The following is a 24,310-nucleotide window of genomic DNA, read 5'->3' as shown; positions in this document are numbered from 1 at the left end:
TTATCTTTTTCTTATCACGTTGTGTTGTATTAAATATTGCTCAATATCTTCAAATGTCTCAACCGGAACAAATGAAACGTTTTGTTCGCGCAGTAAATCTTGCAAAGAATCTTTTGCAAATGTGACGTCTGCATATTTTGCCGGATGCGAATCCGGCTCGCTGTCTCCAGCAAAATAAATCGTTTCGTATGTCTCTTTTAGTTCTTTAATAACAGCCGATTTATCAATGCCGTAGCGTTCTGAATGCCATCTGTGAGCAGGGTCTAGATGCAAGTGAACGTTGTTTTGATGGAAATAGCCTTCATTCGAATAAACTTCCACTTTTTCAACACCGTATTTATCTAAAATCGGTTTAATATAGTACGTTGTTCCAGCACTTAAAATATAAAAATCTCCGCCGTTTTCCTGAACAGCTTTAATAAAAGCGGGCACGTACTCATCAATTGGAATATTCGCTACTTCTTCTAAAATTTTCGGTTCTTCTTGGTGAATGGATTGAAAGACAGTAGATAAAAAATCAATATCTTTCATTTCTCCTGCTTTCCATCGGTGGAAAAGTTCTTCACCTTCTGGAAAATACTTTTCAATCACAATCCAGTAAAAATCTTTTTTTGAAATTGTTCCATCAAAATCTGATACAAACGCCCATTTTTTCATTCCTTACACATCCTTTGCTACATACTAAGCAGTTCTCGAAGCTCTTCTTCTGTCAAACTAGAAAGCATTGTTTCTCCCGGTTGAATAACCTGTTCGATGAGTTCTTTTTTCTTTTGCTGCAAGCCGTAAATTTTTTCTTCGATGGTTCCTTGAGAAATAAGCTTGATGACCTGCACCACATTTTTTTGTCCAATGCGGTGTGCACGCCCTGCCGCTTGTTCTTCAATCGCCGGGTTCCACCATAAGTCATATAAAATAACCGTATCGGCTCCGGTTAAATTTAAACCCGTGCCTCCGGCTTTTAATGAAATTAAGAAAATGTCTTGTTCTCCATTATTAAACCGATCCGCCATTTCCACTCGTTCTTTTGATGGCGTTTGACCGTCTAAATAAAAGTATGAGAGATTTTCTTTTTGAAGCTCTTCTCGAATAATGTGAAGCATGCTTGTAAACTGAGAAAAGATTAACAAACGTTTTCCATTGGCAACCGCATTTCTTGTAATCTCAAGCAGCTGCTCTAATTTGCTTGAATCCCCTTCGTAATTTTCAACGAATAAAGACGGATGACAGCAAATCTGGCGAAGTCTTGTTAATCCCGCCAAGATCTTCATTCGGTTTTTGTTAAAATCTTCACCGGCTAAAGATGATTTTAATTGCTCTAAATAGCCTACATATAACTCTTTTTGTTCTTTAGTCAGCTCAGATAAATGAGTTGTTTCAATTTTATCAGGCAGTTCTTTTAACACATCCTTTTTTACTCGTCGCAGTAAAAATGGTCTTACAATTCGGCCGACCTGCTCCGATGACATGTTTTTAAACTGGCGAAGCCCTGGAAATAAGCCAGGAAGAATGGTCTGGAAAATTGACCAAAGCTCGTCAAGTGAGTTTTCAATAGGCGTACCGCTAAGCGCAAAACGTTTTTTAGCTGAAATAGTCCTAACAGCTACTGCTGTCTTCGTTGTATGATTTTTAATACTTTGAGCCTCATCTAGAATTAAAGCATGAAAATGAAGATGCTGATACAAATCGATATCTTGACGCAGCGTTGGGTAAGATGTAATCCATACGTCAGCTGTGCGTTTTAGCTTCTCCTCACGCTCGCTCGGCGTTCCTGTAATGGTTTGAACCGTTAAATTCGGTGCGAATTTCTCCAATTCGTTGCGCCAGTTATAAATCAAGGAAGCCGGCACAACAATTAAAAAGGCACTGCTGTCTTCATCAAGCTCTTTTTCAGATAAGATATAGGCAATGCTTTGAAGCGTTTTTCCAAGCCCCATATCATCAGCCAGTACGCCTCCTAAAGAGTAGTGAGACAGAGATTTAAACCACTTAAATCCATTACGCTGATAATCACGCAGGGATGCCTGTAAGGATTCCGGTACTTCCCAATCCATCTCCTCTGGAGATTTGAGCTGTGTAAGTAATGTTTTAAATGCTGAGCCAAACTTAGCCGCTGATTTATCACCTGCACTCATAATTTCTTCCACTTGCATTCCTCTGTATAAAGGTACTTGCAATGAGTTATCCTTTAAATCTTTTTCCGTTACGTTCAGCTCACGAAACAGATTTTGAATATGTTCAAAGCCCTCATTTTCAAGAGGGATAAACGCACCGTTATCTAGACGATGATAGCTTTTCTTTTCTAAAACAGATTTTAAAACATCTTGAACGGTCTGATGATCAATGCCTCCTAAGTCAAAATTGATCTCTAATAACCCATTACTGTTTTTGATGTCAACCGTTGTTACCGGATCCGAAAAATCCGTATAGGCATAGTCTTTCATCTCATCCGTAATATACACATCTGCTATTTCATCAAGCTTTGGAACAATATGAAACAAAAATTCATATAGAGAGTATTCGTCTTGATTTAAATACAGCTGGTTTTTATAAATGTTTAAAGGAGCTGTTTCAATTAAGTCCATGACGCGATCTTCTTTTTCTAAATCTCGTATTAAGATTTTATCGTACTTTTCAGGTTGAGGTGAAAATGGATTAATTGAAATCTCTCCGTAATTGTACCGAAGCGTCACAAACAGCTGTTCATCCTCACGGTCAATAAATACTTTTGCTTTTAGTTCAGGTGCAATAATCTGATGAGATACTTCCTTTGCGATATCTACTTTCCCCACTTTTTTTAGTCCTGGAACGACGTGAGATAAAAAATTGCCCATCTGCTCTTCTGCTATAGGTACGACTGGCTTTAAAGGCGCCGTTTTTCGAAGTCCTTCAAGAAGCATTCGCTGATCTTGAGATAGCTCATAAAACGTCCCGTTTAAAAATAACCATCCATATCGATCAAAAAATGAAGCTTGATGAAGTTCCGTAAAGTCTAGTTCAAATCCAGCTGCCGGGTGCTTATTTAACTGAAATGAAAAAGGAGCTGAGCTTTCAGCAAAGATAATATTTTCATATGAGTGCTCTTCATGAATAAATGTAAAGTTCCGATCTTTGAGCAATTGAAATAACTCTTTGGCTATGATGGAGGGAATGATTAGTTCTCTGTTATTTGCAGACGAACGATACATGGAATAAGAATTTTTATAAAATGATTCATTTGTCATAATATCCATCAGCAACTCAATGATTTTTCTATCTTCTTCTATAAAAAAATGTTCCGCCGGGTCATATTCGAAGCGCTTGGTAAATTCATGAGTTTGGAATTCTTTAACGTCTGTTAAAAATTCTTGAATGTTTTTTACTACATACGTCCGGTCGACGCCCACTTTCATTTCAAGCGCTACGTACATTCCTTCTGAACGTAAAAATTCTTCTGAGTAAGACTTGCAAATAAATTCTACTTTCAACGGATCTTTATCGGCATATTTCCTATGGTCACTTATGGTTTGCTGATAGCTTGAAAATAAGTCGATAAAGTGATTTACATTCTCGTATTCTTTGCTTTGGCGAAAAGGCTTCGTTTTAATTGGCTGGGGCTTTGCTCGCTCATCGCAAATGGTTAATAAAACAGCTACTTCGTGTTTGCATTCTGAAAACTCGTGATAAGCAGGACAATCGCAGAATGAATAAAAAGAATTTCCTTTTTGTTCAACCATTACTGTATACATTTCCGCACCTCGAACGGATGCTGTCCACGTAGTGGTCTGTTCATTGTATTCCAAATCAAGCACACGTCCCTGCTTGTAATACGTGTGCCCTCTATAGTACGTTCTGCTTGAGTACGAATCTTTTAATTGTTCTTTGTTTAATGTTTTATTTATCATCGCTTCACAATCTTCCAATCGCATAACAGTCAATGCTGTTTCTGTTTAATTTCTATTCAGAACAAATAATGTTCAACGTCATAAACGTTGAACATTATTTGTCAATTCTTCTATTATAACATGCAACAGACATTATAAAACACTCTTAAGCAATGCAGACTGTTTTCGCTGTTTTCTTTTGTAGAGTATCCAGCCCGCTCCAGCCGATGATAATAAAAGCAGACTAAGCCCTAAAAAAGCCAGTCCTATACGATCGTTAGCCGTAACGTACGTAAAGAAGAAAATCAGTAAAATCCGAATTCCTAACGTAATAAAGCGAAAACAGCTGTCGACTCTTCCCACGATGATATTTGGTATTTTTTGCATCATAAACGTATTTCGAGCTACTCTTGTCCCTGCATTTGCAAAAGCAAGAAGAAACACAATAGAAAAATAAATGGGCAAAAGCTTCATAAAGAAGATGATAGATATTCCGAGTGCAAAAAGGCTTATATTCAGCATAATCGCTAGCTCTGTGCCTGTTCTTTTCATAATAGATACGATAAATACCCCTGCCGTTAACGCCCCGAAACCATATACAGCACTTTCAATCCCATATGCTGCTGGACTTGCGTTTAATTCTTGAGTCAGATAAATAGGAAATAAATAGTTCGTCATCATCACAGCGATGAAAGGCATAAAAGAAAGCAGTAAAAAAAGAGAGACCGAGCGATTTTCTTTTATAAATGTTAAACCTTCTTTCATAGCAGTGCGTTTCTTGTCGCTTCGTTCCCTGCTTTGTTTATATGGAATACTCAATAGACAAAGGAATGCAGCTATATACGTAGCTGCATCGACTGTTAAAATCCATTGAAGCGACCAACGAGTAATGACTAGACTCGCCAAAGCTCCTGCAAGCATACTCGATAGCTGACCTTGTATTTCCATGATACTGTTTAATAAGTGAAACGCATCTTTTGAAAAAACTTCTTGATTTAACGCAAAAATCGTTGGATAAAAAAACGTGTAGTAAAGGTTTCCGGTTCCGTACAAAATGACGTAGTGAATCGTTGAATAATCTGTAACAAAACCGACGATTACAAATAACATGACCATGATAAAACCTATCAATTCTACGGTTAGCAGCATTTTCTTTCGTGACACTCGATCAATAAGAACACCTATATACGGAGTAGCCACAAAGCTAATCACCGTCATAATCAGCATAATCGTGCCAAATAATCTATTTCCATCTGGAGATGCAACTAACAGTAAAGGAATGGCAAGCATCGTAATACCGGAACCAATAGAGGACAAAATATTAGCAGCAACTATGGCTTGAAAGCGACGGTCTTTATAAAGCACCTTCATTAAACATTTTGCTTAGCTTCTAAAATTTGCTTAGACACTTGTGTATACAGAGTCAGCTCATTAACTAATTCATGAATTCCGTCAGCTGTGTTTTTTCGTAAAGTCCCTTTTTCCACGATGTCTGCAGGGTCTAATACCAGCTGCTTAGATAGAACATTCGCGTACAAAGCGCGTGTAACGGTTCTAAGGTTATTTAAAGCGTTAATGCCTCCTTTCCCTCCTCCTGATACTGCTAAAAGTGCTACGGGCTTATGCGCAAAATAAGCACTGTTTAAGAAGTCCAACGCGTTTTTTAACGCTCCGCTCATAGCTCCGTGGTACTCGGGTGTCGCAAGTAAAATACCATCTGCCTTTTCTATTTTTTCAATCAGCTCTTGTACTTCTTCTGTTTCATACTGATGAGGTTCACCTGTGAATATAGGAAGTGATAATTGGCTTAAATCTAGAAAAGAACTTTGATAACTGTTGTGAAGCTCTCTCGTCACTTGTGTTGTTCGGCCTGTTTCTCTAGGACTTCCGTTAATAATAAGTATATTCATATTTATCTACCCCTCTGTCGTTTGGTTATATGTATAGTATAGGGATGATTGAACTTTTTTTCGTCATGCTATTGATAGAAAGAAAGCTACCAATATAGACTGAGGTGAATAAAGAAAAACCTACAACTAAAGTCGTAGGTTAGGAAATTCCATGCTGAACAGCATATAGAGCAGCTTGCGTGCGGTCTTGAACCCCAAGCTTCGATAAAATATTAGACACATGTGTTTTTACTGTTTTTTCTGTAATATGTAAGGCAGCACCAATTTCTTTGTTGCTTTTACCTTTTGCAATTTCTTTTAATACGTCTTTTTCTCGTTTTGTTAAGTGGTCAATAAAATTGACTTTCTTTTCACTGCTTTTGGTTAACCGTGTTAGCAAGTGCGTAGTGACTTTGGGATGAAGCTGATTTTCTCCGTTCATTAGCTTTCGAATAGCCGCTACAAGTTCATCTGGATCGCTTTCTTTTAGCTGATAGCCTGAAGCTCCTGCTTCTAATGCCGGTATCACGTGATCTTGATCTGAAAAGCTTGTTAGAATCATGACTTGTATATGTGGCGCTTGTTTTTTTAGTTCTTTTGTTGCTTCGATTCCATCGAGAACCGGCATCGATAAATCCATTAAAACAATATGGGGCTCTAGAGATGTCGCTAACTTTATAGCTTCTTCCCCGTTAGAAGCTTCTCCTACAACTTCTAAATCAGGCTGCGTTTGTAAGAAAAAGACAAGTCCTTTTCGGACGACATGGTGATCATCTGCGATTAAAATCTTTATTTTCATGTGCGCTCCTTTCCGTTATGAAAGAGGAATAGATACTTCCACAACCGTTCCGTTTCCTATGCTGCTTGTAACAGATAGTTTTCCATTTAATCTTTTTATTCGCTCGTGCATAGTTTTTAGCCCAAGCGTCGGCAATTCTGCTGAATCACTATACATAAACCCATTGCCGCTATCTCGGACTTTCATGATCACTTGTTCTTTGCTTATATTTACGTTTAGATGTACCTCTGCCGTACCTGCATGCTTTCGACAATTATTAAAAGCTTCTTGTCCGACTCTCCACAGTGTCTCTTCAATCACAGCAGGCAAAACGGACACTCCTTTAATTTGTTCTTTTACGTTAAGCCCTAGCATTTGACCATAGCTTTTTAACGCGCTGACAATGCCGTTTTCTAATCCTTGGGGACGAAGCTGCCAAATTAATGCTTTCATTTCTACTTGAGCATGCTGAGCGGTTTCTTGGATTAAGGAAAAAGTCTCTTTTAACTGCACATCTTTCGCTAAGCTGCTTCCGGCTTTGGCTGTGACATTAATCGAAAACAACAGCTGATTAACAGAATCGTGAAGATCTTTGGCCAGTCTGTTTCTTTCTTCAATAAGTTTTACTTCCTGCTGAGATTGAGTCAGCTTAATCCGCTTGATAGCCGTGCCAATTTGAAGAGCGACAGATCCTAATAAATCAAGCTCTCGCTGTTCAAAATGAATTTTATGAGGGGCAGCTACATTTAATAATCCAAAGCGCTCATCCCCCGCTTGTAAAGGAACCGTTGCGTGATGAGTAATGTCGTGTGTATCTCCCCACTCATGAATGACGGAATCTTCAAGTCTCTTGCACTCCATAATATTAGACGCTTTTTGAAGCCGGCCATCCATATACCGATCAACACACCAGCAGCTTCCGTTACACATAGGCTGAGCGGTTTTATTTAGTAAAGCCGGCGGCAAATGCTGAGCGGCAATCATCTCATGTTTTCCATTTTCGTCAATAAAAAAGATCCATCCTGTTTGTAAATCTGTTATTTGCAGCAGTTTTAAAAGAGCATCGTGAAGCATTGTATGTAAGTTAGTGCCTTCATTTAAAATCTCGGCAATGTCTTTTAAAATCTTAAGCTCTGAAATATGATCTTTTTCCATAGCCTCTCTCCTATATGATGTATTTTCCATTTTTTATTTTATCACAATTAAAGACGATTCCGGCTCATAGGACGTTATTTTTAAGGTGTTTCCGCTTAGGTATGTAAGAGTTTTTGACATCAATAATAAAAATCACAAAAAGTATGTCAGGTAGTTTAACAATTAGCTAGAGTCTTTACGTAAAACGAACTATACTACAGATAATTCACGTAAGAAAAGAAAAAACGAAAGGAAATGAGAAGAAAAAATATTAAAATTAATGCATTGAAAACGCTTCCAAATATGAAGACATAGTGCTATTATATAATTATTAACAGAATAGGGATGTGAGAAAGATGAATAAATTATTTTTAGAAGAGTTACGATACATTATCTTGTGTGAAGTGCCTATGACAAAGTACAGAGTAGAGCAGCTTCAAGACAAATTTGATCAAAGCCCATACTTAATTAATGAACTTTATCAACTCCTATTCGAAAAGCGTCACATTTTAGCTTTTGTTGATGATATTGAATCATCTCTGTATGACTATATTGTGAACAAAGAAATGATGGATGCTAAAACGTATTACGGAGCTATTGCACATGCAGCAAATCTTTTCGGCGAAACGCCTACATATATAAAATGCAAAATAAAAAAATATAGACAGTCTTCGATTTCAAGTATCAGTGCCTAAAAGTTGCGCACAGCTGATTCAAATAAAAAGCAAAAAAGAAATCCTAGTACAAGGGTTTCTTTTTTGTACCACTAACATATAGGGAGGAAAATAAGATGAAGACATTTTTTATCACAAATCGCTATTCGTTTCTTGAAACGCAAGTAAATGAATATATGCAATCGTTACTGGTAAAAACGCCTGAACAAGTTATTTTATATTTCGAAAGACAAATTCGAAAGTATAAAGTGTATTTACAGAAAAAACATCATTACCCAGAGTGTATGGTTCAATCTATCCACCGTTTGATTGAAGAATATTCATTAAGTATCATTAAAGTAAAAAAATATATTAGCTATCAAAACAAGCTGATGAATAAACAGCTATTAGAGCCGCAGTAAAACGAATCATTTTTTATGGTTCGTTTTACTGCGGCTCTGCCGCTTTATTGCGCATATTTTACCAGTAGATGCAGCACAGCGGGACGTTCTTCGAGATTTTTGTATGAGTGTGTGTGACTTCCTTCAAATTTGACCGAATCAAATTGTTTTAACTCGTATACCTCTTCTTCGATCTTTATTTCAACTCTTCCTTCCATTACCGTTGCTACTTCAATTAATCCTTTGTGATGCGGTTCGGGACAGTATGTAGCGAGAGGAGAAAGAAATGCTCGGTACATTTCAATCGTCGAATCCATTTGGTTTTGAAATATAAATTCGATTTTCCAAGCTTCATCTGGTCCTTTGAGAGAAAAACCTTCTCCGCACTTAGATAGAGATACTGAAGGTTCCACTGATACTAATTTGGTTAAAGGAATATTTAAACCTGTGGTTATTTTCCACATCACCCCTAAAGTAGGATTGGTCTCTCCTCTTTCAATTTTTCCTAATGTGAGTTTGCTGACTCCTGTCTTTTCAGCCAGTTCATCCAGCGTCAAATGATTTTGCATCCTGATTTTCCGTAATTCACTGCCTACTTTTTTAATCATCTCTTTCGTATGCATTTCTTCCTTCCTTTCTGATATATATTATGATAAACTTTTTTTAGTAATTAACATATTATAATATATTTAATAAGGAGGGTAAACAATGAAAGCAATAATATGGGGACTATTATCTTCCATGTTCTTTTCCGCTACGTTTATCGTCAACCGAGCAATGAATATATCTGGAACAAGTTGGGCATGGACTGCATCCCTCCGCTTTTTATTCGCTATTCCTATTTTACTAATTTTAGTGCTGCTGCAAAAGAAATTTACGACTCTGTGGAAAGAAATGAAAAAACATCCGTGGGCTTGGCTTGGCTGGGGTACACTTGCAGGAGTAGGCTTTTATTCTCTCTTAAGTTTTTCCTCACTTTTCGGACCATCATGGCTAGTGGCAGGAACGTGGCAAGTGACCATTCTAGCAGGAGCCCTTCTTTCCCCTTTGTTTTTTATAAAAGTTCAAACTGCAGAAGGATATAAAAAAGCAAGAGGGAAAATTCCTCTAAAAACACTTAGCGTTTCAGCGTTTATTTTAGTAGGCGTGATTCTTATGCAGGTAAAAGAAGCAGAAAATATTACGGCTATGCAGTTTATTCTAGGGTTTCTACCTGTTGTTGTCGCTGCATTTTTATACCCGCTTGGAAACCGAAAAATGATGGAAATATGCAGCGGAAAGCTCGATACGTTCCAACGTGTGTTAGGAATGGCGTTAGGAAGCATTCCGCTAAGCATTATTTACGCAATATACGGCTTCTTTACTACAAGTATTCCGAGTGCTCCCCAATTTTCTCAAGCCTTTCTCTTGGCAATGAGTTCAGGTGTAATTGCTACGATGACGTTCTTTTACGCAACAGACTTGGCAAAAGAAAACTTAGGTTTGCTTGGAGCGGTCGAAGCAACTCAATCAGGCAGCATGATTTTTACCGTGCTTGGCGAAGTGTTTTTATTAAATGGACGTATGCCAACAGGGATTGCGTTAGCTGGTATGACGATAATCGTAATTGGAATGATTATGAACAGTATGCTAAACAAAAAAACAAAACTGTCTTCGGCCGCCCCGTCACGTACTCTATCAAAATAAAAAAAGAGGAGATGAAAATCTGTTTAAAGGTTTCCATCTCCTCTTTTTAATATTCGAGATGATTGTTCCAATAGCGGCTCCAAAGCACAGGGAATCGCATCTGTAAACCATCCTCATCATCTTCATCCCAATCAAGATCCAAATCTTGCTCATCGTACCACACTGGGTCAAACTGGTCATATTTATCATAATAATAGTCGTTATCTAAACCTGTCTTTTCTTCATAAGCTTCACACGCTACAGAAAGTAATTCTTCTAATTGAGGAGCATAGCCTTCTGCTTCTAGTGGTTTAAGTACAGAAATCATCGTCTCAGGAGATTCAATTGCTTCATAATAAATGTCTTTTCCCTGATATAAAAGCCACGCTCTAAAATAATCAAAACAATCATCTGAACAACCGCCCATTACAATATAAGCTGCTGCCCACAATGAAGAAGTATAGGATTGATCAAAATGCTGATTTAATAGCTGATCAAAGCGAAAAATGTCCTTTTCAGAACGCTTCGCTAGCGTGGAGCGGAGCCATTCCATTTGCTCATCGACATCTAATTTTGTCTTCGCCTTTTTTATCAGTTCCCAAAAGAGAGCCTCTGACATCGTGCTGTCTTTCATTACTTGCATCGAACAAGTTAAAGGCTTATATCCTTTCTTCAATTTTGCACGAATCAGCTTTTCAGCTTCTGCTTCACAAGCTTCTGCGGAAGCAAACTCTTTCACTTGCATGCGACCGGCTGTATCAACTTTTCCAAAGTGAATGACTAACTTGCTGTCTCTTCTTTCAACTTTCCAAAATTTATTCGATTGCTCATCTTTATACACTAAGGTTATTTGCATGATACATTCCCCTTTTTCATCCCACTACTATTGTGAATATTTCTCTTTTTACAAGTTATGTAGATTCACAGCGCTTCATAATCCCTTTTCTTTGCTTTTTTAACATGCTTCAGTCGATTTTACTATTGCTGAAGTCGTTTAAACAGTGAGCAATGACCACAAATTTGTGTAATATGTTCATTCGTTGGTTTTTTTGTTGCATTTACAACATTTTATTTTTCGTTTATACTCTTTTTATATCACGTATTTTTATTATACAAAAAAGAAGCCTAAATTCGTAGAAAAGGAAGGATTTTAATGAAAATTGAGCATGTTACAACAAAAGAGCAGCTTGAAGAAGTATTCCGTATACGTAAAACAGTGTTTGTTGAAGAACAAGGCGTGCCCGTAAAAGATGAATTTGATGAACATGAGGAAACGGCAAAACATATGTTGATTTACTATAACAATAAACCGGCAGCTTCTGGTAGATTCCGCATAGTAGACGATTACGCCAAAATAGAGCGAATATGCGTATTAAAGGAATTTAGAAAATACGGGCTCGGAAAAGAAGTGGTGGCCAGCTTAGAAGAAGCAGCGAAAAGAGAAAGATTAACTCAAGCTAAGCTTCACGGTCAAGTTCAGGCTGAACCTTTTTATCATAAGTTAGGCTATAAGACTGTTTCTGATGTCTTTATGGAAGACGGTATTCCACACGTTATTATGAAAAAAGAATTTACTCGTTAAAACTGCTTCTTTGCACAGTTACTTTAGTAAAGAAAAAGGCTCTCAGCAGAGAGCCTTTTTTGTACTATTAGATTTTCATAATTCCGCCCGTGCTTGCAGAAGTTACAAGTTTAGAATATCTTGCAAGATAGCCTTTTTTCACTTTTGGCTCAAAGCCTTTCCAGTTTGCTTTTCGTTCTGCCCAAACATCTGGAGAAACTTGAACATTCATCGAACGATCTTCAATGTCAATCACGATGTGGTCGCCATCTTCTACAAATGCTAGCGGCCCGCCTTCAGCAGCTTCTGGAGACGCGTGGCCAATTGATAATCCACGTGAAGCGCCAGAGAAGCGTCCGTCTGTTAATAGCGCTACTTTTGCACCTAGTCCCATTCCCATAATTTGAGAAGTTGGAGCTAGCATTTCAGGCATTCCCGGTCCGCCTTTTGGTCCTTCATAACGAATGACTACGACATGTCCTTCTTTTACTTTTCCGTTAGCAATACCGTGCAGCGCCTCGTCTTGAGAATCAAATACAATTGCTGGTCCTTCGTGGCGAGTAATGCCGTCTTGAACACCGCCTGTTTTAATGATCGCGCCGTCTGGAGCTAAGTTACCAAACAATACAGCAAGTCCGCCTTTTTCAGTGAACGGCTTATCGATTGGATGGATAACGTTATAGTCTTTTACATCGCATCCGGCAATGTTTTCACCTAGCGTTTTTCCAGTAACTGTCATCGTATCTAAATGAAGAGCCCCTTCTTTTTTAGATAGCTCGTTTAAAGCGGCTGATACGCCTCCTGCTTCATGTAAGTCTTCAATAAATACATCAGAAGCCGGAGCCAGTTTTGCCAAGTGAGGCACGCGTTCTGCTACTTCATTAATACGCTCTAATGGGTACTCAATTTCAGCTTCATTCGCAAGAGCTAGCGTATGAAGAACTGTATTTGTAGAACCACCTAACGCCATGTCCAAAGCAAACGCGTTGTCGATTGCTTTTTCTGTTACAATATCACGTGGTTTTAAATCTAATTTAATTAATTCCATAAGCTGTTTAGCAGATTTTTTAACAAATTCTCTACGTTCAGGAGCAACTGCTAAGATTGTACCATTTCCAGGTAAAGCAAGTCCTAACGCTTCAGCTAAGCAGTTCATTGAGTTCGCTGTAAACATTCCTGAACAAGATCCGCATGTCGGACAGCCGAATTGTTCTAATTCAAGTAATCCTTTATCATCAAGTTTACCCGCTTGATGAGCTCCTACGCCTTCAAATACTGAAGAAAGAGAAATCTTACGACCGTCGCTCGTTACGCCAGCCTTCATTGGTCCACCACTAACAAAAACTGTCGGAATATTCAGACGTAATGAAGCCATTAACATCCCAGGCGTGATTTTATCACAGTTTGGAATACATACCATTCCATCAAACCAGTGAGCAGATACTACCGTTTCAACTGAGTCAGCAATGATTTCACGACTTGGTAATGAATAGCGCATACCGATATGTCCCATCGCAATACCGTCATCTACACCGATAGTATTCATTTCAAAAGGTACGCCACCAGCTTCGCGAATCGCATCTTTTACGATTTTACCAAACTCTTGTAAGTGAACATGACCTGGTACAATATCAATATATGAATTGACAACCGCAATAAACGGTTTGCCGAAATCCTCTTCTTTTACACCAGCTGCACGCAGTAGGCTGCGGTGCGGTGCTCTGTCGAATCCTTTTTTGATCATGTTACTTCTTAATTCTGCCACAATAATTCCCTCCGTATTCATCTAACCTATTAAAAACTGAATCTTTTTAAATTGTTTAATAATTTTTAATATAAATACTAATTTAACAAATCACATAAAGGTTTGTAAAGGTTTATGACAAAATAATCATTTTTTATTTTAAAATAGTAAAATCACCCGCATAAATTAGTATAATATATACATATATCCCTTATTTTACAGGGAAGCAGAAGGTTGATGCTGAGCATGAAACAATCCTTTTACTACAGAGGTCATCAGGAAAAAGAAATATTTGCACAAAAATGGGATGTTGAAAACAATTCTGCAAAAGGTGTTGTCCAAATAGCCCATGGGATGGCCGAACATATTGGACGCTACGAATACTTTGCTAATGTATTAACTCAACATGGCTACATCGTATATGGAAATGATCACCGCGGTCACGGTCAAACAGCTTTAAAAGATGAAGAAAAGCGTTTTTTTGCTGAAGAAAATGGTTTTGACACCGTAGTTTACGACATGATTGCTCTGACTAGGCACATTTCAACGGAACACTCCAACCTACCAATCTTTCTTTTCAGTCACAGCATGGGATCTTTTCTAACGAGAAGATATATTCAATTGAATACGGATCATATTCATGGAGTTATTTTAGAAGGTACAGGAACGGTTCATACGCTAGCTAGAACTGGAGGTATACTTATAGCTAACCTACAGATGAAAGTAAAAGGAAAACGGTCACCAAGTCCTCTTCTTGATAAACTATCTTTCGGGGAATATAATAAGGCGTTTGAACCTGCTCGCACGTCGTTTGACTGGTTTACCCGAGATCATGAAGTGATTGATGCCTACATAAATGATTCGAACTGCGGAGGAGTTTTCACAGCGGGATTTTTCTATGACTTATTAACAGGAATTAAACAAATCTCTAACTTAGCTAATATAAAACTAGTACCATCAAACCTGCCTGTTTATTTAATATCTGGAGAACATGATCCAGTAGGCAGCTATACAAAAGGTGTACTCAAAGTATATAACGACTTTAAAAAAGCCGGATTGCAGGACGTAAGCTACCGTTTTTTTAAAGAGTGCCGTCATGAGTTGCTTAATGAACTAAATAAAGATGAAGTGATAGAAGATATACTAAATTGGCTTGACGTGCAAATGAACAAAAAAACGGTTCGTGTTTAGACACGAACCGCTTTTTTTTATTAAGCAAATACAGATGTTAATACAGGCACTACTTGTTTTTTACGTGATACAACGCCTTCTAAGACAGCTGTATTGTTTTCAAGCGTTACGTTGTATGCTTCTTCTACTTTCGAAGCAGCAGAACCTAATGCTAATGCAGTAGAGTTGCTGTTTAAAATATCTGTAACAACTAAAAGGAATAATTGTAATCCTTTTTCTTCGATTGTTTTAGTAATCGCTTCTTCCAATTCAACTTTGCGCACTAAAACGTCGTTTACGTCAATTGCATTCACTTGTGCAATTTCTACTTTGCTTGTACCCATGCTGAATTCTTTAGCATCTAATGAAATTAATTGTGAAGCTGTTTTATCGCCTAAGTCAGCTCCAGCTTTCAACATTGCTAATCCGTACTCTTCTGCATCTACGCCTGCAATTTCCGCTAATTCTTTAGCAGCTGCAACGTCTTGGTCTGTGCAAGTTGGTGATTTGAATAATAAAGAATCAGAAATGATAGCTGATAGCATAAGACCTGCGATGTTAGGTTCGATTTCTACGCCGTTTTCTTTATACATCTTGTTTAAGATCGTTGCCGTACATCCAACTGGCTCTGCACGATAGTATAAAGGATCTGCTGTTTCAAAGTTAGCAATACGGTGATGATCAATTACTTCAAGCACACGAACTTGATCAATATCGTTTGCACTTTGCTGGCGTTCGTTGTGGTCCACTAAAATAACTTCATTTGTTTCTTTAGATACTTCATCAACGAAACGTGGTAGTTCAGCGTTGAACTTTTCAAGAGCAAATTGCGTTTCACCGTTAATATCACCTAATCGAATTGGTTCAGCGTCTACACCTAATTTATTCTTTAAATCAGCGTATGCAATTGCAGAACAGATTGTATCTGTGTCAGGATTTTTATGTCCAAAAATTAACGTCTTTGCCATCTTAAATCTCTCTCCTTCTTACATATGTAAATAGCATTTTTGCGTAAATTTAGTTAATTCGTTCACGCAACATTGCCATTTTAACATAAACTTTTACATTATTTTAATTTTTTTGCGAAAAATGATGTTCATCCGCAGATATTTTGCCATTTTGTATCTTTTTCATAGTAAAAACACCTCTATTTCCGATATAAATAGAAGGTTTTATACGTTCATTATATAAAAGTTAGCGATAAAACACAACCTGTCTCTCTATCACTTGATAGATAACTTAAACGCAGTATCTTGCCACTTTTGATAAAGAAAAAGTAGAACAGCAATAACCATCATTAGTACAAATAATAAAAAATGATTCATTTCCTTCAGTGTATAAATGTCTAGTTTTTCAAAGATAGGACTCATGACAAATGCCTGAAATAAATCGAAAGCTGCATTGATAATCATAAACATCCAAAAGCCAGGATAGGTAAAATAAAAAATAAAAAGCGTGCCTATTATAAATATGCCAAAAGGAAAAGGCGTCATATTAACAAAGAAAAAAAGAGTTTTATTCACTTCCCACCAGTTAAAGCGATCTGCAATTTGAAAAACCATCGTTAACAATACCACTCCGAATAGTGATACAGCCATATACCGCTTTACTCGCTCTTTATCAACTGCAAAAAGCAATAGCCAAGGACCGATAAAAAACACCCACATTACAATTTGCGCCATGAACATTCCGCCTTTCATTTTAAAAAAAGAGAATATACATTATTCTGTCCTTATTTATGTAAAACAACCAAAAAAAGCACCCCATATGAAGGGGTGCTTTTTTTGGTTATCGTCGCGGTGTAAAGTTGAAATATTCATTTACTTTAGCTCCTAGCTCTTCAAGAAACTGCTGAGCAGTCATTTCCTCTACACTTTGGGTATACCAAGCAAGCTGAGATTTTTTGTGAACATTGTTGTAATATACATCTCTTGACCAATATGTTTTTGATCGGTATGTATAATTAAAGTGAATGAATAGTTCACTCCCGTCTGGACACTGCAACAATACGCGGTAATGTGGATTACGACGATTTTTATCTAAACTCATTTCTTTGATCTGCGCTAACATTATTCACCTCTAAAGCCATTACTTAATCATTTAAAGGTAAATGCCACACCACGCTATGTCCTAGCTCTGCCATCAACTAGAAAATCATATATTTTCTAAAATTCTACACGATATAGGACAAAAGAGGAAGAGATAATTTATTGGTGGACGTGTAAAGTTTCATATAAATCTTTTAGCTGCTCAGGGTATTGAGACCTTACGTAATAACCCGTAGGACGGTGCTCGATTAAATGAGAAGCAAATAAATAGCCAATGAGCACGTGCATTTGTTCATCTGAGGTTTCTTGGTTTAATTCTCTTTCCAGTCGTTCAGCTAAGTGTGAAGCCAGCTGTTTAATTTTTTCATCATGTGATAAAAAAAGCATTTTGTTCTCCCCCTTATAACGAATAAGTAATGCTGTGAATTTCAATAAAGACAAAGTATTGCTTTTATAAGGATAATTATATTTTATTTTACAATAAAAGTATATAAATAGTTCTAAATATTCAAAAAATAACTTGTTTCTTTTGGACTATTCGGCAACAAACAAAAAAAGAAGCGGGAGCTGTTCCGCTTCTTTTGCGTAAAAAGATATTCGATTACCGAAATTTATTCTACTTCCACTGCCCAGCCGAATGGATCTTCCACTGTACCATTTTGAATACCTGTTAGAGTGTCATACAGTTTTTGTGACACTTCTCCCGTGTTTCCACCGTTGAGGACCATTTTCTCGTTATTCCAAAATAGTTCGCCAATTGGAGAAATAACTGCAGCTGTACCTGTTCCAAATGCCTCTTCTAGTTTGCCTTCGGAATAAGCTTGCTTAATTTCTTCCATAGAAATACGGCGCTCAGTTACAGGCATATCCCAGTGTTTTAACAGCTCAATGATAGATTTACGCGTAATTCCTTCCAAAATACTTCCGTTCACAGATGGCGTTACTACTTCTCCATCGATTTTGAAGAAAATATTCATGCTTCCTACTTCTTCAATGTACTTGCGTTCAACGCCGTCTAACCACAGTACTTGTGAATACCCTTTTGAGTCAGAAAGCTGCTGAGCTTTTAAGCTTGAAGCATAGTTTCCGCCTGTTTTAGCTGTTCCTGTCCCTCCGGCTACAGCACGAACAAATTCGCTTTCAACCGCAATTTTTACAGGAGCAATCCCTTCTTTGTAATATGAACCAACTGGAGAAAGAATAATGATAAATTGATAGCGGCTAGATGGCGCTACTCCTAAGTAAGGCTCTGTTGCGATGACAAACGGGCGAATGTATAGTGATGTACCTTCAGCAGTAGGAATCCATTCGCGGTCAATTTTAATCAGCTGCTTTAACGCTTCTAGCGCTAAGTCTTCATCAACATGAGGAATACAAAGACGATCGTTTGATTTATTTAAACGTTTGAAGTTCTCATCTGGTCTAAATAGTAATACTTGCTCTTTTTTTGTTACATATGCTTTTAGTCCTTCAAAAACAGACTGCCCGTAATGAAAGATCATAGATGCCGGATCTAATGTGATAGGTTGATAAGGTACAATACGAGCATCGTGCCATCCTTGGCCTTCTGTATAATCCATAATGAACATATGGTCCGTAAAGACTTTCCCGAATTGCAATTGATCAGATTGCGGCTTTTCTTTTTTTGTTTGACTTAGTGTTACATCGATTGAATAAGTTGTCATAGTTGTTTCTCCTTGCTCTTTATATTTACGGGTTTTTCGCTTAAACCTCTATATAAGTTACATTGTACAACTTTAGGGAAGCGTGTCACAATAGTTAGAGACGAAAAATTCTAAAAATTTTATAAAAATTATAAAGAAATAGCACCTAATCGAATTAAGTGCTGAACTGAGAAGGTTTTCTTTCTTAAAAAAACTATTTCTACATTTTATTTACAACCATTTATAAACCAATTTTCACTCGAAGCTTTTCATCTTGTATTGAAAATTGTTTGATTTTCCCTACTGGAATGACCCTTACTTTATCAATTTCATTGAGATTGATATGAATTTGTTTTTCTTCATACGTAGTAACAGGCGGCTTATGAAAAATTCGATAGTTGATCCAATTTTGATTAAGAGGTTTCATTTCATGGATTTTGAATAAAAGCGTACGTTCTTTTGCTTCAAGAGGTTCTAGCACAATGGAAAATGGAATTCTCACCAGAAATTTTTTAATAATTCCATTCACGTGAATATAGGAGTCTTGAAATGAAATAGAAAATTGCTGAATTTGATCTTGCTTTGTCATTTGCTTTTGAAAAATTCGCATGAGCATAGAAGCGGATATAGGAACGGTTACACCGCTTTCAGCCATCTTTTCTTTCATTTTTGCCTGCACATCATCACTAATCACATTGTTTAGCTTTCTCTGTACCCAATCCTTCATGATGCACCTCCGCTATGAAGTTATTTTTCTGTTTCCTCTAACGCACGAATCGAAGCTGTTAAATGATTGGACACGTCCGCGAGCCGATTTTTTGTAAGTTTCCCTTCAGCAAGATAGATGGGCTTCCCAAAGGAAATGACAATGGGATCCTTTGAAAATATCTCTTTTACATTTGCGGGTCCTTTGTAAACTGCGGGTACAATAGGAACCTTTGCCATACTTGCTATAGTGACTGCTCCTCTTTTTAAGGGAACGTCTTCCTCTGTTCGCGTGCCGCTAGGGAAAATCCCGACGATATGTCCTTCTTTTGCTAATTTAATAGGTGTTTTAATGCTGCTGGGTCCCGGGTTGTTACGATCTACTGGGAATGCGTTAAGTTTTTTTAATACATTACTAGTGAGTATATGATTAAAAAGCTCCTTTTTTGCCATAAAATGAATTTGGTGAGGCAAAATAGCCACACCAAGCGCTACAACGTCTACCCATCCTTTATGCGAACAAGCGATCACAAAACCTGTGTCTGTTGGTAAAGACTCTTTATTCCTTATGTAAAGCTTACCTCTTCTTTTTAATAAAAATTTACATGCGTGAGCCGCAAGATTATACATAAACATTTCCTCTTCCCTCTATTATTTGAAAATATATACAAAATTATATCACTTGATATTAATATCTGGTACTAAAAAATAAATGTAACATCTTTTTACACGATAGCTTACCTACTTCTCTATATATTGTAAAAAAGTAGATATTGAAACCTCTGTTTTTGGTCAACTTGACTAATGACATCCCTTAAAAAACATTTTACTATTAATGTATCATTCTAAATGTAATATTTATTAACATTACATGTGATATAATTAAAGGAGGTTTTTAGGTGAATAACCAAAATCGACCGTTTCGACTAGCTTCATTAGGATTACAGCACGTACTCGCTATGTATGCAGGTGCCATTCTCGTTCCGCTGATGGTAGGACGCGCATTAAATTTAAATGCACATGACTTAGCCTATCTCGTAGCCATTGATTTACTGACCTGCGGACTAGCTACGCTGCTGCAGGCTTGGACGAACAGGTGGTTTGGGATTGGCCTTCCTGTTGTACTTGGAAGCTCATTTGTAGCGGTGACTCCTATGATTGCAATTGGAACTCAATATGGAATTAGTGCCGTTTACGGAGCGATTATTGCCGGTGGTATTTTCATCGTACTGGCAGCAAGTTTTTTAGGGAAGATTATTAAATTTTTCCCTCCCGTTGTCACCGGAACGGTTGTGACGATGATTGGTTTATCGCTTGTACCATCCGCTGTCCGAAATATGGCAGGAGGAGTGGGAAGCAAAGATTTTGGTTCTCTTTCTAATCTTCTTCTTTCTTTTGGTGTTCTAGCGCTTATTTTAATTTTAAATCGATTTTTCAGCGGTTTTCTTCGTTCTCTTTCTGTGTTGATTGGAATTGTAGTTGGAACAATAGCCGCTGTATTAATGGGAAAAGTTGATTTTACTAATTTTAATGAAGCTTCTTGGCTGCACATTCCCACTCCTTTTTATTTCGGGATGCCTACTTTTGAAATCGGCCCTATTTTAACAATGATTCTCGTATGCTTGGTCATTATCATTGAGTCTACAGGCGTATTTTTAGCGTTAGGAAAGCTGTGTGATCGGGAATTAACGGAAAAAGATTTTACAAAAGGCTACCGTGCAGAAGGAATCGCCATTGTCCTTGGAGGACTATTTAATGCTTTCCCTTACAATACATTCGCTCAGAATGTAGGACTGGTTCAATTATCGAAAGTAAAAACAAAAAATGTAGTGGTAGTAGCCGGCTTCATTCTCGTATTACTGGGGCTTGTTCCGAAAATAGCTGCTTTTACAACCATTATTCCCACCCCTGTTTTAGGAGGAGCAATGGTCGTGTTGTTCGGTTTAGTTATTTCATCAGGCATCAAAATGCTAAGTGCTGTCGATTTGGCCAAACAAGAAAATTTGCTGATTATTGCGTGCTCTCTTTCACTTGGCCTTGGTGTAACGGTGGTACCTGATTTATTCGCTCAGCTCCCAAGTGCTTTGCGCGTAATTGTAAGTGATGGAGTTATTACGGGAAGCTTGGCTGCCATTTTATTAAATCTCTTTTTTAACGCATCAATTGAACGAAAAGTACCTTCTGTCTCTTTAGAGAAGACAGATTATTCGGAAATAAAATAAAGAGGTGTAGTATGAATAACGTATCTGTGCAGTATGTAAATCAGCTTAGCAAGAAGCATTTTGTCTCATTAGTTGGTGATATATTTGAACATTCACCTTGGGTTGCAGAAGAGGCTTATTTTAAAGGCCCTTTCTCTTCCGTTGAACAACTTCATGGCATGATGAAAGAAATTGTAGCGCAAGCATCTGTAGAAAAACAGCTAAAGCTGCTGCAAGCTCATCCAAATCTAGGTGAAAATATTGCTATGACATCTGCTTCTACTGAAGAACAAACCAAAGCAGGCTTACAAAACTTAACACAAGATGAGTATGAACAGTTTTCTTTTCTTAATGGAAGGTATATGGAGAAGTTTCCTTTTCCTTTTATTTTGGCAGTACGAGGTAAACAAAAAGAAGATATTTACGAGGCAATGCAAAGTCGTTTACTAAATACCGAGCAAATAGAGTTTGATACAGCGTTAGAAGAAGTATATAAAATTGCTTTCTTTCGCTTAACTGATAAAATTACTGAAGATAAGGAGACAAAGAAACGAGCATGACTAAAATTACAACGCATATTTTAGATCTTACCCACGGATGTCCGGCTGCTTTTGTCAAAGTTGATTTTTATCATATTCAGTCGGAAAGTAAACGAATAAAAATTTCACACGGTACTACAAATGAAGACGGGAGGTTAATAACTCCGCTCTTCTCTTCTGAAGCGTTTGAGTCAGGAGATTATGAACTTTTGTTTCACATTGGGGAATATTATAAAAAACAAGAGGTCCAAACAACAAATCCCCCCTTTTTAAATCAGGTTTCTGTTCGAGTCGGATTGTCTTCTGAACAAGAACATTATCACGTCCCTTTGCTTGTGTCACCGTGGGGATACCAAATTTATAGAGGAAGTTAAAAAAAGAAACGGCGTCTTTAAACGTCGTTTCTTTTTTTAGTTGAGCAATTTAGACATATAGTATTCATCAATAAACAAACCGCCAATTCGCAGTGAATGTTTTTTTGTTCCTTCAATTTCGAATCCTACTTTATCATATAAAGAAAGAGCCTTTTCATGCTGTATAGCGACTGTCAGTTCAAGACGATGAATATGGTGTTCTCTCGCCCATTCTTCAAGTGCACCGATTAAAGTCGTCCCAATCCCTTGATTTTGAAACGTCTTTCGAATACCTAATGTCAAAGAAGCGATGTGAGCGTTTCGGTTAGCTTCGCCCCCTGTTGCAGCTATATATCCCACAAGCATCTCGCTTTCTTCTGCTACAATAATCGTAGAGTTTGGCTGTTGCTTAAAGATTTCGATGTTTTTCTCCTGCTGATCTGTACTCAGCTTTCGCTCTCCGCTTTCGAACAGCATAAACTTACTTTCTTCTTCAATTTGTTTAAGCAAATCTACAAAGTTTGCAGCATCATGTAATTCTAGTTCTCTAATTTCCATGCTGATCCCCCTTTTTCTGTGTCCCTTTTGTTTGTATATGTATTGGTTCACCTTTATGAAATATAGCTTTACAGTTTCTTACGAAAAATACGACTTTTTAAGAAGTGGAAGTAGAACAAAAAACCTACTAATCTCCCTTTTTTTGAAATGCTTTTTTCCTCTGTATAATTTTAAATCACTTATCAACTTCTGTAAATTTTTTAGATTCCCTCTTTTAATTTCCATTTATCTTCCTTTTATATGAGTTTGATTTTGATCTAAGGAGACCTTTTATAGAAAACACATGACTATTATCCTGTTTTTTGTGAAGAAAGAAAGCAATAAATGTAATTTTATTTATAATCGTTTAGAATATAAAAAGTGGAAATTTTATGTACCTATTCTCCTTAATTATTAGTCTGTGAAAGGAAATTATTATGAAAGTACAACCCGCAAAATGTGGTGTATATGTCTTAAGCGGTCTAGGAGCTGTTATGGTGTTCTTCTTACTTTTACTTAAGAACAGTGCTTTCTTTCTAGAGGAAGAATACGATCAAAACAAACCTGAAGCTGCGCTTGCGGTCAACGAACATACCTATCACCTTCACAAAGGTTCTATTAACTGGTCAAACGGCCGTTCAACAACAAAAAAAGAAATAAATATATATGATTTATATACATACATATCGCAGCAAAAAAGCATACCATTGAAGCAGCAGCAATCAGTTAAGCTCCATTTTTCGAATTTAGACGGTGCTTATATTCGTAGTGTGAGTGTGCATATATGGAGAGATAACGGTGAAAAAACCAAGCTGTTTGTCAAAAATAATGAATTTAAGGTTCCTACAAATCAAGGTTTGTACGTTGTTGATATCGCGATTAACTCTACAAGAGGAACCATGCAATATGCGGCAAATGTGCAAATACAGTAAGTTTTTATATATTTACGTTTGGTCTAGAAAATCGGATAAGAAAACTCTTGTTGCAAGTAGGAAACGATCTGTGGAATAAAAAAGAAGTATTAAAAATATAGTGAAAGCATTCAAATAACAGCCCTTAACTTTTTCAGAAAATAATCCCATAAAAAAAGAGAGCGATAGCGCTCTCCTTTTTTATAAAATGAAAAAGACGTCCACGCAGGACGTCTTTGATGCGTTTGTGGCGGGGACCGTGTGACCACATTCACACGTTTAGCTCGAAAGCATGTCCTTCGACTTACACAAATTAGCTCATCGCTTTATTAATATAACATCCGCCACAGAAAAAAGCAATCAATTTTTAAATAGTTTTTTTCTATTTATACATATTTCGCGAGAATCCACAAAATAATATGCATGCGTAGCTATTCACTCTCTACATTTTTAGTCTATTTTAACTCAAGTACGAATATACTAATAGACCAACCTAT

The 24,310-nt window shown here is 37.2% G+C and carries 26 protein-coding genes; 9 read left to right on the top strand and 17 right to left on the bottom strand.

The features are described from left to right. From MMB69_RS12095 to MMB69_RS12070, 6 genes are all read right to left on the bottom strand, one after another. Positions 1-657, bottom strand: a complete 657-nt coding sequence (locus MMB69_RS12095) for an MtnX-like HAD-IB family phosphatase (protein ID WP_269870755.1) — start codon at positions 655-657, stop codon at positions 1-3. Positions 658-674: 17 nt separating this feature from the next. Continuing rightward, the gene (locus tag MMB69_RS12090) at positions 675-3,881 is read right to left on the bottom strand and encodes a DEAD/DEAH box helicase (protein WP_277447780.1); all 3,207 of its coding nucleotides are present in this window, start codon (positions 3,879-3,881) and stop codon (positions 675-677) included. Positions 3,882-4,013: 132 nt separating this feature from the next. Further along, positions 4,014-5,231, bottom strand: coding sequence for an MFS transporter (locus MMB69_RS12085; RefSeq protein WP_277447779.1), 1,218 nt, complete (start codon positions 5,229-5,231; stop codon positions 4,014-4,016). Beyond that, positions 5,231-5,770 (bottom strand): NADPH-dependent FMN reductase, encoded by a 540-nt coding sequence (locus MMB69_RS12080; protein WP_098967620.1) that lies wholly within the window; start codon positions 5,768-5,770, stop codon positions 5,231-5,233. Before MMB69_RS12080 ends, MMB69_RS12085 begins: the two co-directional genes overlap by 1 nt. A 139-nt stretch (positions 5,771-5,909) precedes the next feature. Then, positions 5,910-6,548: a response regulator gene (locus tag MMB69_RS12075; protein ID WP_033579092.1), complete on the bottom strand. Its 639-nt coding sequence runs from the start codon at positions 6,546-6,548 to the stop codon at positions 5,910-5,912. A 15-nt stretch (positions 6,549-6,563) separates the two neighbouring features. Continuing rightward, positions 6,564-7,682: a GAF domain-containing sensor histidine kinase gene (locus MMB69_RS12070; protein WP_277447778.1), complete on the bottom strand. Its 1,119-nt coding sequence runs from the start codon at positions 7,680-7,682 to the stop codon at positions 6,564-6,566. Between the two features lie 335 nt (positions 7,683-8,017). On the opposite strand from MMB69_RS12070, the gene MMB69_RS12065 reads away from it, so the two are divergent. Both MMB69_RS12065 and MMB69_RS12060 read left to right on the top strand, forming a co-directional pair. After that, positions 8,018-8,356, top strand: coding sequence for a hypothetical protein (locus MMB69_RS12065; RefSeq protein ID WP_033579093.1), 339 nt, complete (start codon positions 8,018-8,020; stop codon positions 8,354-8,356). A 95-nt stretch (positions 8,357-8,451) separates the two neighbouring features. Further along, a complete protein-coding gene (locus tag MMB69_RS12060) occupies positions 8,452-8,736 on the top strand; it encodes a hypothetical protein (RefSeq protein WP_028408390.1) in 285 nt (94 codons plus the stop codon). A 44-nt stretch (positions 8,737-8,780) separates the two neighbouring features. Here MMB69_RS12060 and MMB69_RS12055 read toward each other — a convergent pair whose 3' ends face one another. Beyond that, positions 8,781-9,338: a helix-turn-helix domain-containing protein gene (locus tag MMB69_RS12055; protein ID WP_277447777.1), complete on the bottom strand. Its 558-nt coding sequence runs from the start codon at positions 9,336-9,338 to the stop codon at positions 8,781-8,783. A gap of 85 nt (positions 9,339-9,423) precedes the next feature. On the opposite strand from MMB69_RS12055, the gene MMB69_RS12050 reads away from it, so the two are divergent. Continuing rightward, the gene (locus tag MMB69_RS12050) at positions 9,424-10,401 is read left to right on the top strand and encodes a DMT family transporter (RefSeq protein WP_277447776.1); all 978 of its coding nucleotides are present in this window, start codon (positions 9,424-9,426) and stop codon (positions 10,399-10,401) included. A gap of 46 nt (positions 10,402-10,447) precedes the next feature. Here the strand turns inward: MMB69_RS12050 and MMB69_RS12045 are convergent, their stop codons facing one another. Next, positions 10,448-11,236, bottom strand: coding sequence for a DUF4240 domain-containing protein (locus MMB69_RS12045; RefSeq protein ID WP_277447775.1), 789 nt, complete (start codon positions 11,234-11,236; stop codon positions 10,448-10,450). A gap of 297 nt (positions 11,237-11,533) precedes the next feature. On the opposite strand from MMB69_RS12045, the gene MMB69_RS12040 reads away from it, so the two are divergent. Beyond that, positions 11,534-11,962 carry a GNAT family N-acetyltransferase gene (locus MMB69_RS12040; RefSeq protein ID WP_277447774.1) on the top strand — a complete coding sequence of 143 codons (429 nt, stop codon included), beginning with the start codon at positions 11,534-11,536 and terminating at the stop codon, positions 11,960-11,962. Positions 11,963-12,029: 67 nt separating this feature from the next. On the opposite strand, the gene ilvD is transcribed toward MMB69_RS12040, so the two are convergent. Then, positions 12,030-13,706 (bottom strand): dihydroxy-acid dehydratase, encoded by a 1,677-nt coding sequence (gene ilvD / locus MMB69_RS12035; protein ID WP_116373413.1) that lies wholly within the window; start codon positions 13,704-13,706, stop codon positions 12,030-12,032. A gap of 225 nt (positions 13,707-13,931) precedes the next feature. Here ilvD and MMB69_RS12030 point away from each other — a divergent pair, with 225 nt between their 5' ends. After that, entirely contained in the window at positions 13,932-14,876 is a 945-nt protein-coding gene (locus tag MMB69_RS12030) for an alpha/beta hydrolase (RefSeq protein WP_277447773.1), read from the top strand. 20 nt (positions 14,877-14,896) lie between these two features. On the opposite strand, the gene MMB69_RS12025 is transcribed toward MMB69_RS12030, so the two are convergent. From MMB69_RS12025 to MMB69_RS11995, 7 genes are all read right to left on the bottom strand, one after another. Next, a complete protein-coding gene (locus MMB69_RS12025; RefSeq protein ID WP_014459925.1) occupies positions 14,897-15,823 on the bottom strand; it encodes a manganese-dependent inorganic pyrophosphatase in 927 nt (308 codons plus the stop codon). Between the two features lie 255 nt (positions 15,824-16,078). Continuing rightward, on the bottom strand, positions 16,079-16,537 hold the full coding sequence (locus MMB69_RS12020) for a hypothetical protein (protein WP_014459924.1): 459 nt from the start codon (positions 16,535-16,537) through the stop codon (positions 16,079-16,081). A 106-nt stretch (positions 16,538-16,643) separates the two neighbouring features. Then, positions 16,644-16,925, bottom strand: a complete 282-nt coding sequence (locus MMB69_RS12015) for a hypothetical protein (RefSeq protein ID WP_269870761.1) — start codon at positions 16,923-16,925, stop codon at positions 16,644-16,646. Between the two features lie 137 nt (positions 16,926-17,062). Further along, complete coding sequence (locus MMB69_RS12010; protein WP_014459922.1) at positions 17,063-17,290, bottom strand: hypothetical protein; 228 nt, start codon at positions 17,288-17,290, stop codon at positions 17,063-17,065. A gap of 224 nt (positions 17,291-17,514) precedes the next feature. Then, positions 17,515-18,588, bottom strand: coding sequence for a branched-chain amino acid aminotransferase (locus MMB69_RS12005; protein WP_221785078.1), 1,074 nt, complete (start codon positions 18,586-18,588; stop codon positions 17,515-17,517). Between the two features lie 220 nt (positions 18,589-18,808). Then, on the bottom strand, positions 18,809-19,294 hold the full coding sequence (locus tag MMB69_RS12000) for a hypothetical protein (RefSeq protein ID WP_221785077.1): 486 nt from the start codon (positions 19,292-19,294) through the stop codon (positions 18,809-18,811). 20 nt (positions 19,295-19,314) lie between these two features. Then, positions 19,315-19,902, bottom strand: a complete 588-nt coding sequence (locus MMB69_RS11995; protein ID WP_221785076.1) for a lysophospholipid acyltransferase family protein — start codon at positions 19,900-19,902, stop codon at positions 19,315-19,317. Positions 19,903-20,171: 269 nt separating this feature from the next. Here MMB69_RS11995 and MMB69_RS11990 point away from each other — a divergent pair, with 269 nt between their 5' ends. Genes MMB69_RS11990 through uraH form a run of 3 tightly spaced genes read left to right on the top strand, consistent with a single transcriptional unit; the run spans position 20,172 to position 22,386 of the window. Further along, on the top strand, positions 20,172-21,494 hold the full coding sequence (locus MMB69_RS11990; protein WP_221785075.1) for a nucleobase:cation symporter-2 family protein: 1,323 nt from the start codon (positions 20,172-20,174) through the stop codon (positions 21,492-21,494). A gap of 11 nt (positions 21,495-21,505) precedes the next feature. Then, entirely contained in the window at positions 21,506-22,033 is a 528-nt protein-coding gene (uraD, locus tag MMB69_RS11985; RefSeq protein WP_221780065.1) for a 2-oxo-4-hydroxy-4-carboxy-5-ureidoimidazoline decarboxylase, read from the top strand. Continuing rightward, the gene (uraH, locus tag MMB69_RS11980; protein ID WP_264409216.1) at positions 22,030-22,386 is read left to right on the top strand and encodes a hydroxyisourate hydrolase; all 357 of its coding nucleotides are present in this window, start codon (positions 22,030-22,032) and stop codon (positions 22,384-22,386) included. Before uraD ends, uraH begins: the two co-directional genes overlap by 4 nt. A gap of 36 nt (positions 22,387-22,422) precedes the next feature. Here the strand turns inward: uraH and MMB69_RS11975 are convergent, their stop codons facing one another. Continuing rightward, positions 22,423-22,923: a GNAT family N-acetyltransferase gene (locus tag MMB69_RS11975; RefSeq protein ID WP_221785073.1), complete on the bottom strand. Its 501-nt coding sequence runs from the start codon at positions 22,921-22,923 to the stop codon at positions 22,423-22,425. A gap of 416 nt (positions 22,924-23,339) precedes the next feature. Here MMB69_RS11975 and MMB69_RS11970 point away from each other — a divergent pair, with 416 nt between their 5' ends. After that, positions 23,340-23,834: a hypothetical protein gene (locus tag MMB69_RS11970; RefSeq protein ID WP_221785072.1), complete on the top strand. Its 495-nt coding sequence runs from the start codon at positions 23,340-23,342 to the stop codon at positions 23,832-23,834. The last annotated feature ends 476 nt before the right edge of the window (positions 23,835-24,310 follow it).

It is taken from the genome of Priestia sp. P5 (assembly GCF_029522155.1).
Taxonomy (GTDB): Bacteria; Bacillota; Bacilli; order Bacillales; family Bacillaceae_H; genus Priestia; species Priestia megaterium_E.
The sequence above is the reverse complement of the archived record's forward strand: the minus strand, read 5'-3'. Positions and strand labels throughout refer to the sequence as shown.